Consider the following 10,974-nt stretch of genomic DNA (forward strand, 5'->3'; position numbering starts at 1 on the left):
TTCTCTTTCGATGAATGTGTTGTTGGATCGCTCATTATTTGACTACGTTATAAATGACCCGTTGTGAGCGACTCCAGTTATCACCAATCGCAATATTGGGTTCATGGTTTTCTTGTTTTACGCAGTAGTTCTTAACCAGGCTTTTTAACTCTGCCTCGTTGAGTGTGCCGAACATCAGACGCGTATTCAGTTCTTTCAATAACACATCATGGAGTGAATAAGTGGTCGGTCTTTGCAGTGAAAATTGCGCCGCGTCAGCCAGTAACTCACGCGCATTATCGGCCATCAGACGGCGCTCACAGCGACCTGCAGGTTCATTTTTGGCCATTTCTTCATCGTAAGCTTTCTTCTGGGCTTTCTCAAAATTAAGCGCTCTGTCGAGTTCCGCTTTAATACCCTGAACATCCTTGGCAGAAGAACAGAATGTTTTTAAATAACGAATCTGTATGGGGGTCAGCGTGCCATTGTGGTCCGCTTGCTGACGTAATTTACCGGCCATTCTGAGGCAGCCGTTTTTTTCATCCATCAACGATGCTGATTGTAATAGGGCATTCAACGTTTCCTGGCGATCTTCCAGTAATGCGGCTTCGGCATAATACAGTTTCCAGCGCATGCCTCCGGCAAGAAACAGATTGACAACCTGGGTATCACCGCGATCGATAGCGGCGCGAAGATTTTTTTCATCCCAGGCAATGCCGATATTCGCCAGTTCTTTACGCGGATCGTTACTGGTTTCTTTTTTCGCCCCAGCAACCGTTTTACCCACTTCCCCGAGATCGCTACGGATGGACTCCGTATTCACCAGCGTCTTGGTTGAGGTTCCGAAAGTCAGTACTGAGCCAACAATAATGACGACGATACCGCCCAGCACCCAGGCTACTCGATTGCGAATGATGCGCGTATCAATTTTGATTTTTCCAATATCCTGAGCCTGAGCCACCAGATCATCCTTTATTTCCTGAACGTCACCGCCGAGATCTTCAATTTTTTGGGCTGTCTGTTCGAAATAGTGAGCAACCTCAGCATTGCTGTCATCAAAAAAGCGATCAGGGTTAACTTTTACCCGGCCTTCGTCGAAGGCCTCCTGTACCGGCTCAGTAATTTCTTGGTAATAGTAATTCACCAATGTTGTTTGGACGGAGGTTACCCGCTTATGATGTGCCAGACGGTTGCGAATTACGCGAATATCGTCAAGAAAGGTATTCAGTGTTCTACGTTTATCGTTAACAAAGCTGAGCAAAGGGGTATATTGATAAAGTGGAGAGTAGTGGATGGGATATTCGTCTTTATCAATAAATAGTGAGGCGAGTTCACTGAAAAGGGTACCGCTCAATACGTCATCACGATCGGCAACGTTGAGCCATTTTTTTACACGTTCCTGACCAAATAGTTTGTTTAGGTGCTCAAGTAGGGCTTGTTGGTTATTGTACGCTTCATTAATTAAACTACGAATGGTCAGCTCTAATGCTCGTACCTGCTGCAAACTACGTAACTGCTTTTCTTCGCCTTCGTTATGCAGCGTCGTTGAATAAGTTAATTGAGGCTGTTTTTCTCGCAAATATTCGAGCTGCCACAAAAAACGCAACGCGGCAATGGTCAGATTTCTGTCGGCAGGCTGGCCATCTGTATTTCTGCCGAGCCATTTGTTCAAGGTGCGTAATGCCGCAAGAAAGCTCGCCATTTCCTGCTCATTATAGTTAAACCGGGCCGCTACACTGCTCCAGTTGCCCAATCTCTCTCGGGCTTTATCAAGTGAATAATAAAACGTATCAGGCGAAAGTTGCGTGGGGGCTGGCATACCCAGCAGGGATAAGATTTGTGGAAATGCGCTGTCGAAAAGAGACAGGCAACGAGTAAAATCGTTGTGCTCAGAAGCAGATGAATGATCGACCATTATATTCTCACGTGGTTATTCGCTGAGTTTTCCCGGCCCGATCTAATCGCACTGTGTCAGGCAACTTTCCCTGCAGCCAGAATGCCATAATTCGACAATTATTCGGGATTTTTAATCAGTTCGTCAATATATATGGGGGCGTAATATTGGTAGTAGACATTGCAACCAATAATGCGTTGCTATGGGTTCTTAACGCAAATTATGGTTGCAGCGATGGAATTTAATGTTTATTGGCTAACAAAATGCGCAGATATTGGGTAAGTAAAATGCAGAAAGCGGGGCAGATGAATCAGGCTACTACACGCCAATAATGCCACAAATAATGCAGCATTATTGGCGTAACTCACGACTGGCGTTTATCGTCGGTCAAAAACGTTGGCGTATCTGACGTCGTATTAGCCCGGATAAATTCCGCGATCTTTACGTGCCAGCAGAATGCGTTCGCAGGCAACAATGTAGGCTGCGGTACGCAGGGAGCAGGATTTCTCAGCTGCTTTTTCCCATACGTGCACCATCGCATCAGTCATGATTTTGTCCATGCGATTGTTGATCTCTTCTTCACTCCAGAAGAAGCTTGCCATGTCCTGGACCCATTCGAAGTAGCTGACGGTTACGCCGCCTGCGTTACATACGACGTCAGGTACCACGATGATACCGCGGCTTGCCAGCATATCATCGGCATCCGGGAAAGTCGGGCCGTTAGCGCCCTCAAGTACCAGTTTGCAGGTCAGTATTTCTGCACGCTGACGGGTAATCTGTCCTTCCAGCGCGGCAGGGATCAGGATATCCATCTCCACGCTCCAGAAGGCTTCGCTGGCGATGGTTTCAGCGCCTGGGAAACCGGCAATTTGTTTGTGCTCTAACTGCCAGGCAGACAGCGCGGTCATGTCGATACCCGTGGAGTTAAACAGCGTTGCGGTGTGATCCTGAATAGCGACGACACGCGCACCCGCTGCGGCGAACAGGCGGGCGGCTTCGCTGCCGACGTTACCGAAACCTTGTACCGCCACGCGAGCGCCTTCAACTTCAATGTTCGCACGACGCGCAACTTCCAGACCGCTGACGAAAACGCCGCGACCGGTGGCTTTATCACGGCCTAACGAGCCGCCGAGGTGAATAGGTTTACCGGTGACCACACTGGTCACGGTGGTGCCGTGGTTCATGGAATAGGTATCCATCATCCAGGCCATGACTTTTCCGTTCGTACCTACATCCGGCGCAGGAATGTCTTTCTGCGGCCCAATGATAATGCCGATTTCGCTGGTATAACGGCGGGTTAAACGCTCCAGTTCACCTTCAGAAAGTGAGAACGGATCGACGCGCACACCGCCTTTGGCTCCGCCGTACGGCAGATTCAACGCTGCGCATTTGATGGTCATCCATGCAGACAGGGCCATCACTTCATTAAGATCAACATCAGGATGATAACGCACACCGCCTTTGCCCGGACCGCGGGAAAGGTTATGTTGCACGCGATACCCTTCAAAATGACGGATAGTGCCGTCATCCATCTGCACCGGGATATCGACAATCAGCGCGCGTTTTGGGTGGCGCAGGGTGTCCACCCAATGGGAAAGTTCGCCCAGGTAAGGGGCCACACGCTCGATTTGTTGCAGGTAGGTATTCCAGGCAGATGTGCTGCTATCTGAAGCGTAAGATAACTTATCCATGATAAACCTTAGTTATAAAAGTAATATATTCTTAATTTGGCCGTGGTATACAGTGAATCTCACCATATAAACCTAAATTTAACATTTTTTTCATAGAACAGCCTGCCTGGCTAACACGGATTATCGGTATGAGTAGTGTGGGTTTTGGCTTGGTGGTGAATAGTTATTCCTTATTTTGGCTGTCGTCGCGGTTTTTTTTGCGGTTTATGTAGTTTAATATGCATAACTTGTAAAAATCGCAATTTGTCAGATTTATGACGCACCTCTAAAAGTAAATAATATGATAATAAAATGTGTTTGCTTTATTGCTGTTAAGCTGGGCGTCAGTAGGTCACGGCGATGGTGACAGTATCGGCATAGTTGTCTGGCGTGTAGTTCGCGCTGGGAACGGTGGCGTAAACCGGGTAGGTAGTCGTTGTCCCCGTGCCGCTGCCCGCAACGGTATTAAGCGCAGTATTACCCCAGATCGTACCGGAAGGACCTGGCGTCGAACTAAGCTGGTAGGGGACTTTATCCGTATTTGACCCCGTGCCTGCCATCACGCCGCTGCCTGCCGTATTGCCGTTGGAGGGTTGAAGTCCGATGGTGTAAGGCGTGTTATTAGAGCAGGCTACGCCTACGTTATTTGACGCCGTGAGATTACGACCCGTTCCGCTGGTGGGAGCAAAGCTGATGTTAGTCGCGGAGGTGATATTACACTGTTTGCTGACAGCAGCTGTGACGGTGAAAGGAAACCTGGCGGCAACGGTATCACCACAGGTGGTCGGCGGGAAAAGCAATCCAGGATTAAGGGTGACAAGGGCTGTCGCCGCCGTATAGCTATCCTGATAGTTTCCGGGGACGGCGGCGATTTGTGGCGTGACGATCTGCGCCGATACCATGAGTGAACCCGTCACTGGCGTCAGATTCAGCAGGTTAAGCTGTACCATCGGAAAAGTGGTTCCCGACTGATACTGGCTGCCCCAGACTTTGGTGCGCCCGCTATCCTGGTAAAGCTGGTATGCCAGCGTTCTGGCAGGCATGCCGATTAATGACATATTTCGCGGTGTCACCTGGCCACTGACGGCCGAGGCGCCAATATTAAAACAGAGATTGATCCCTGCCAGCGCGTCACCAAGCTCTTTGGTGCAAGTGTAACTGAACGTCATTGATGACGTTGCGCCTGTCGCAGACAGTGGATTGACCGAACCGAAATTTATGGGTTGCACATTGCTCACCGAACAGGTTACCGCATGGCTAATTGCCGGACAAAAAAGTATGGCAGCGATGAGTAGCAGATGTCTTAACCTCATGAGCGCACTCCTGTTAGTGTGGGCGACAAACCAGTGGGCCTATTTGCGTAATCCCCTTTGCTGACGTGGGATAGTCAAATTGCACGCGACAACTACCGGTGTCCGTCTCAACGCGCAGCGTGTTGTGCTGCTCCAGGGTGTCGAACCATGTCATTCCATCAAAGCCAACGACAGACGATTGTCCTTTTCCGTTGATGGCGTAAGCCATGCTGCCTTCAGGAATTGGCTTACCCTGATTATCGACGAGGATAATCTGCGCAGCGCGGACGGGAGTGATGCCAAAGCTAACCAAAGTACCGGAACGATCGGCTGGCGTGGCATTCGTCTCAACGCGTGCGATCCGCACATTGGTGGGGAGATCCATCGGGTCAATACTGATCAAGTTTTTTTGATAACTGTTGAGCGGCGTGACCAACAGTAGTCCCTGGTCATCGCTGCGACCAATCAGGTTATTTTGCAATTTGACCGGAACATCAGGCACGCCGTCAGTTGAAACCACGGCAAAACCATTATTGATTTCTCTTGCTGCAAACAGGCCGCCTCCCATGGTCACCAGCGATCCGGTTGCGCCGGCATAACCGTAATGGTTATCCGGTAAACGGCTGAATCCCGCGTACGCTTTACCATAACGTCCCAGATATCCCACTTCTCCCTGGCCACTTTGCCGGGAAGCCTGCTGACTGGCGGCCAGATTCCAGCCCCAGCCGCCGTCGGCAGGGGGCGTCAGGCTGGCATTGAGCTGGTAGCCGGTTTCGTCGTTGGTACGTTGTAGGGTGCTGCTGGCGCTCAGATTGTTGTCGGTCGTGATCGTCACCATCAAATAGAGACTGCGATCGCGGTTATCGTCAATGTTCTGATTGAATCCGGCATTCAGTGAGATGTTGTCTGTAACAGACTTAAACCAGCTGGCGTTGGCGTAGCGCACCGCATTTTCGTGTGGATAACGAAACTGCAAATAGCTCAGGCTGACATTACCGGCTGCTTCCAGCGAATAGCCAATAACAGTGTTGCTGTTAAGCGTGGGGGGCGGCTCGCCGTAATGGGTGGCGACATCGCGATAATCGCCGGAAGTTGCCGTGGTACTGGTACTGAAATTAAACCGTTCACCGGACCAACGGTAACCAAAACTGTACAAATAACCGTTCTTTCCTGAGTCGGTACTTGCGGCAAGTGAGGTCGAAAACGTGCCGCTGCGGGTTCCCGGGATCCAGTCGTTACTGAAGCCCGCGTTAATCAGTCCATCGCTGGTTTCCGCATGAGTCCCGGCGGTGAACGTATTGCTAAACCCGCGACGCCACGTAGCGCTCAATACTGGTGCGCTGGCATAATCAAAAGAGGAGTAACCATAATTTTCGCGTACCGTGCCTAATTCTGCCGACCAGGCGGTTAATCCTTCCCGCAGGAGTTGCTGATCGTTGTAGAACGAGAAATTTTGTACGCTCGTTCTGCCCAACGCATCTGTCATCATCACCTGACCCGTCCCCGCGCCGCTGATGTTAGGCATTGTGTTGATCTGAAAGCTACCTGCGGGGACTTCTCCGCTGTAGTACCTGACGCCGTCGACGTACAGCTCAACGTTTGACGGTAACGTCGCGGATCCCAGATATGCTGGAAGCGGGGTGGTTGGCATATAGGGCTGCAACCCAAAATCGGTGCCTATCTGAATGCCGCCGATTCGCGTCGGTCGGGACCAGATGAGTGAACTTGTCAGGGTATCGCCAACGGTTAACGCCAACATCGAATCAGGAAATGACGTACGCCAGCTGGTATCAAGGCGCTCAACGCTGTTATCGGCATATTCCTCGGTAGAGTACTGCGTCAACTGGGTGGTGCTGAGCACGCCGGCCGCATTGAAGGCGCGAATTTCGCTGAAGGTATTGATTGCGCTTTCATCCCCCTGTTGCGTATAGATATCATAATTGAGCAGCGCCCCGCGTGATGTTGTTGCCGTTGGCACGGTTTCGGTGGGCGAGTTAAGCTGCGTGGTCGCAAGATCGAGTGAACTGAGTGGCGCAGTAAGCGAGAGCGTTTGCAACTGAACGTTGTAGTCAATGGTTAGCTGGGGGATATCGTTCAGGCCGACGGCGTTAGTGGCGTCTGGAGCAAAGCGAAAGCCCATTTTACGCAGAGTATCTGCTCCTGCATAAAGCTTTCCATTATCGTAGCCAAAATGTACCAGCCCAACGGGATTTCCATTTAAGGTGACGTCGAGATACAAATCGACACCCGTAATCTGCGAGGCGCTATTAATAACACCACTTTCATTCTGGTTATTATTCAGCGTTTGTGCGCAAACCATTCCCGATATTAATACTCCATTGAGAAAGCAATATTTCACCAGAAGCCAGGATCTGTTACAGATCTTGTACTGTTTTTTGGCCATTGATTGTGACTTCAACTTTCCCGCCATAATGATTATTCCTGGCTGACGGGGAGACTATCCAGCGCATTGTTGAGCCGGGTAAAACGTAGCCTAATAGTCCGGGTGTAATGACTTTTTTAGTACCATCAGGGCTTATAAATGTTGCAGCAGATAACTGTGCATGCCCATTTCCCTGATTACTGACTTCAATAAATTTTTTGCCATCCAGTTGTTGTAATTTCCATTGTAGTTTTGCCTGCGTTTGTGCCGCTGATGTTGGTTGAATGAAAACAGGAACAGAATAATGCAGCACAAACTGAAGCTTGTTTTTTTCGACTTTTGCAGGCGGTAACTCATCTATCGATAAACGATAAGCGTCTTCGGCATGTGCCGAGGGAGGGCTTGTGCGAATAACTCGAATCAACTGACGTTCTCCTGGGGCTAATGCCAACATCGGCGGGCTAATCACCAGCCCCTGAGAGGGGGAAAGTTTGTCGTCATAAGCGCTTTGACTCCAGCGAAAAACCCGAACCTGGGCATTGAGCACATTTTCACCCGCGTTACTCAGCCAGATACCATCGGCATTTTGCGTCGCTTGCAACGTTAACGTGACCGGGGCTATTTGCAGTCCGCTGGCGGTGGCTAGATTGACGCTCGCAACCATCCCTAGCAGGCATGCGCAGGCACACTGCTTTACAGGCAGTTTTACTCTCATATGGCTTCCAGAAGTTAGTAGTTAACGTTAACCGTTACCGTATCGGCATAGTCGTCAGGAGTGAAGTTGGCGCTCGGTGCGGTGGCATAAACAGTATACGTTTGCGCCAGACCTGTACCCGTCGCCGCTACCCCATTTCCTGGTGCGGTGTCGGTGGCGGTATTCCCCCACACCGGACCTGTTGCTGACGTACGATTTAGCTGATAGGGCACTTTGTCGGTATTGGTGGCAGCGTTAGCTACGGAGGACATGGCGCCAGATCCTGTTGTCGTCCCTCCATTGGCAGCCGACGGTGCCAGACCGATAAAATAGGGCGTGGTTTTTGAGCAATTAATTGAAATAGTGTTGCTTGCACTGGTATTTGTCGCCGTGGTATTCACCGGACCAAGTGTAATATTTGAAGCCGAACCGGCAGTTACGGTACAGGCCTTTTGAATCGTCATCAGCACCTGAAATGTTCCGTTAACGGTTGCTGCATTTGCCACAGAAATAATGGAAAAGGCGCAGCAACAAAGAATTAAGCGTTTGTCTAAGACTAGAGCCATATCCTTTACCTTTTTCAAATAACCACATTTATTACTTTAGAAAAACAATAATGTGGCACAAGAAGACATAATTTAACCCTAGAATAAGTATTAGACGTACGCCAGTTGATCTAATGAATTTTACTTAGGAAAAAGGTGATGTCGTCTGCAAAAAAAACAATACCAATGGGTTAGTATATTGTTTTATTTTTATGCTATGGCCGGGGTTAAGTCAGGAGGATAGAGGGCAACATATTCCTTGGGGGGTACTCAAAATAACCAGCCAAAAAATGAGAGTTGTATGATTTATCTTACATGTATTACGTGTAGGTTACGGGCTGTGGAAAATAACCTTATAACCTTGTTCATTCCAGTGCTGGAGCAGTTCATTTTGTCTGCGGGTTGGCGTAATACCGGTCCAGACAAAAAGGGTTTGCCCAGGGAAAAGTTCAGGTCTTGGCGATTCAATGGGTTCAGCCAGAACGGCAATGTGCCAACCAGATTGCGATAAGCGCCAGGCTTCGAGCCACAGACGGGTTCTGTCTTCAACATCCCAAGCCATCAGGAGGGCATCCTTTCCTGACTTGCGCCGCGTTTCAGACAGCAGTGTGGCAACATATTCAATCAATGCGCCATCAAGCATGCTGTTCATTATGCGGGATGTATTATGGTCAAGTATCAGCCGTTGACGTACGGGAAGATAAACGTGATCGATCAGCGCATCTACGGGGTGAACGCGACCGAGTGCGGTAATTTTGGCTCGCAGCTTCGGTGGATGCGCCATGCGAAGAATGCTCATCATCTCTTCTTGTAATTGATTCCAGTCGTCGTCAGCTTGACGGGTACTGGTTTCCAGCAATGCCTTAACTTTCCCAACAGGTATGCCATTGCTAATCCAACGTTTTATTTCTTCAATACGCTGAATATCTTCTTCATCAAAGAGTCGGTGGCCACCTTCACTGCGTTGAGGTTTGAGTAAACCGTAACGTCGTTGCCATGCCCGAAGGGTGACAGGATTTATCCCGCAACGTTCTGCGACATCCCCAATGCTGTAATAAGCCATAGTTCCCCCGGACACTCCTGATTCTCCGTCACCGATATGCGGTTCCTGTTATTTTGTACAACATGCATCAAATTGTACAAAACATACAGAGGATTCTAGCAAAAATAAGATTTACTTTACTATCACGCAGGGAGCAAATGCTGAATTTTTATGTTCAGCATGAGGGCGGTTGTGGTAATTTTTTATTTATAACAATGCGTTAGTTATTTTGACGCTGAGAAATCATTTTTCTCTGGCCATGCAACAGACGGAATACCATTCAGGCAGGCTTGTGCAAAAAGGTTACCCTGGAAGATTTCAATACCTGCGGACTCAAGCCACATCCACTCTTCAGGTTTTTCAACGCCGACAGCGGAAATCATGATTTCCAGTGAAGTGCAGCATTTGATAATTGCCTGAATGATGGCCTGTCTTGGTCCACTTTTATGCACATCCGTGATCAGCTCGCGGCTTATCTTAATTCGGTCGGGTTGAAAACGAGACAGAAGCTGAAGCCCGGCAAAACCTGCCCCAAAATGATCTATCGCCACACAGATCCCCGCAGCCTTGAGTGACTTTACGGCCTGCGCGAACGTATCAAAGCGCGATATAACTTCGCTTTCGGTAAACTCTACAATGATTTGTTCAGGCACCAGTCCGTGCGCCGCGATTTCGTTTATCAGAAAGCTGACTGCATCGGGTTTGTTTACCAGGGTCATGGGGAGCAGATTGACTGACAGCATTTTGTCGTTAAGTCCCAGCGCGCTTGCCATTGCAAAAGCAGTCTTTTTGCTTTGCAGATCCGCGGTATACAGTTCTTCAGGATTTAAGTTGCCAAAATAAGTTGCGGGCGTTTCACCGTCTCTACCACGAATAAGTGCTTCCAGAGCAATGACGCGCTGCGACATAGGATCGATAATGGGTTGAAAAGCAAAGCTGAAATCGATATTGGACGGGAGTGTGCTTTCATCCAGGAGAGTACAAGAGTTGTCGGCAATAAAACTCCAGTAATCAGGAGCAGGTATTTCAAAATAACTCGATTTTTCCGTCGCAAGGACAAATGTGCGGAAAAACTGTAATGCCCGGTCATCATAGGTGAGCTGAAATTTTGATGTTCCCTTGTTAAGTACCGCTTGCAGGACGTCATTGCGTTCATGTTTTTGTAAATCAAATAACTCCATCCCCACCTTTCCGAATCTTCTCGCAGGTGCGTAATCACACATCAGCTCAACGATATTGTGGTGCCGTGGGTCGTTACATATACAACGATAAATCTCTTTTACCTGCTCCTCAGGTCCTTCAAGCAGTTGGAAAAAGTGGCGGCCATTAAAGAGTAAAATCCCCGTAACATCGGATCGCCGGTTTTTTAGATTTGCGGCTGTCACCATATCCTCAAGGGAAGGTGCGAACAAGTTCCTGATATGAGATCATCATATTCATCCGGAGCGCATCCCAGAGGGACATCATGAGCCATC

General features: G+C 49.0%; 8 protein-coding genes. All 8 read right to left on the bottom strand.

Features of this window, described 5'->3' with window-relative positions; translation table 11 throughout:
- Window positions 1-34: 34 nt before the first annotated feature.
- The 8 genes from OGX94_RS15195 to OGX94_RS15230 all read right to left on the bottom strand — a co-directional run bounded on the left by OGX94_RS15195 (window position 35) and on the right by OGX94_RS15230 (window position 10,920).
- A complete protein-coding gene (locus tag OGX94_RS15195) occupies window positions 35-1,894 on the bottom strand; it encodes an STY4199 family HEPN domain-containing protein (protein ID WP_126317872.1) in 1,860 nt (619 codons plus the stop codon).
- A gap of 395 nt (window positions 1,895-2,289) precedes the next feature.
- Window positions 2,290-3,564, bottom strand: a complete 1,275-nt coding sequence (locus OGX94_RS15200; protein WP_003833513.1) for a Glu/Leu/Phe/Val family dehydrogenase — start codon at window positions 3,562-3,564, stop codon at window positions 2,290-2,292.
- Between the two features lie 323 nt (window positions 3,565-3,887).
- Window positions 3,888-4,856, bottom strand: a complete 969-nt coding sequence (locus tag OGX94_RS15205; protein ID WP_257661931.1) for a Csu type fimbrial protein — start codon at window positions 4,854-4,856, stop codon at window positions 3,888-3,890.
- A 13-nt stretch (window positions 4,857-4,869) separates the two neighbouring features.
- Window positions 4,870-7,155 carry a fimbria/pilus outer membrane usher protein gene (locus OGX94_RS15210; RefSeq protein ID WP_257661932.1) on the bottom strand — a complete coding sequence of 762 codons (2,286 nt, stop codon included), beginning with the start codon at window positions 7,153-7,155 and terminating at the stop codon, window positions 4,870-4,872.
- 55 nt (window positions 7,156-7,210) lie between these two features.
- A complete protein-coding gene (locus OGX94_RS15215; protein WP_003833508.1) occupies window positions 7,211-7,933 on the bottom strand; it encodes a fimbrial biogenesis chaperone in 723 nt (240 codons plus the stop codon).
- Window positions 7,934-7,947: 14 nt separating this feature from the next.
- Window positions 7,948-8,478, bottom strand: a complete 531-nt coding sequence (locus OGX94_RS15220) for a Csu type fimbrial protein (RefSeq protein WP_003833507.1) — start codon at window positions 8,476-8,478, stop codon at window positions 7,948-7,950.
- A gap of 310 nt (window positions 8,479-8,788) precedes the next feature.
- Window positions 8,789-9,520 carry a MerR family transcriptional regulator gene (locus tag OGX94_RS15225; protein ID WP_008784993.1) on the bottom strand — a complete coding sequence of 244 codons (732 nt, stop codon included), beginning with the start codon at window positions 9,518-9,520 and terminating at the stop codon, window positions 8,789-8,791.
- A 203-nt stretch (window positions 9,521-9,723) separates the two neighbouring features.
- Window positions 9,724-10,920: a diguanylate phosphodiesterase gene (locus OGX94_RS15230; RefSeq protein WP_286569517.1), complete on the bottom strand. Its 1,197-nt coding sequence runs from the start codon at window positions 10,918-10,920 to the stop codon at window positions 9,724-9,726.
- Window positions 10,921-10,974: the final 54 nt, after the last annotated feature.

It is taken from the genome of Citrobacter sp. Cpo037 (genome assembly GCF_030332945.1).
Taxonomy (GTDB): Bacteria; Pseudomonadota; Gammaproteobacteria; order Enterobacterales; family Enterobacteriaceae; genus Citrobacter; species Citrobacter portucalensis.

Excerpts from the sequence above, each read along its gene's own strand:
- OGX94_RS15210 (WP_257661932.1), bottom strand. The coding sequence starts at position 7,155 with ATGGTTTGCGCACAAACGCTGAATAATAACCAGAATGAAAGTGGTGTT.
- OGX94_RS15225 (WP_008784993.1), bottom strand. The coding sequence starts at position 9,520 with ATGGCTTATTACAGCATTGGGGATGTCGCAGAACGTTGCGGGATAAAT.
- OGX94_RS15215 (WP_003833508.1), bottom strand. The coding sequence starts at position 7,933 with ATGAGAGTAAAACTGCCTGTAAAGCAGTGTGCCTGCGCATGCCTGCTA.
- OGX94_RS15205 (WP_257661931.1), bottom strand. The coding sequence starts at position 4,856 with ATGAGGTTAAGACATCTGCTACTCATCGCTGCCATACTTTTTTGTCCG.
- OGX94_RS15220 (WP_003833507.1), bottom strand. The coding sequence starts at position 8,478 with ATGGCTCTAGTCTTAGACAAACGCTTAATTCTTTGTTGCTGCGCCTTT.
- OGX94_RS15195 (WP_126317872.1), bottom strand. The coding sequence starts at position 1,894 with ATGGTCGATCATTCATCTGCTTCTGAGCACAACGATTTTACTCGTTGC.
- OGX94_RS15200 (WP_003833513.1), bottom strand. The coding sequence starts at position 3,564 with ATGGATAAGTTATCTTACGCTTCAGATAGCAGCACATCTGCCTGGAAT.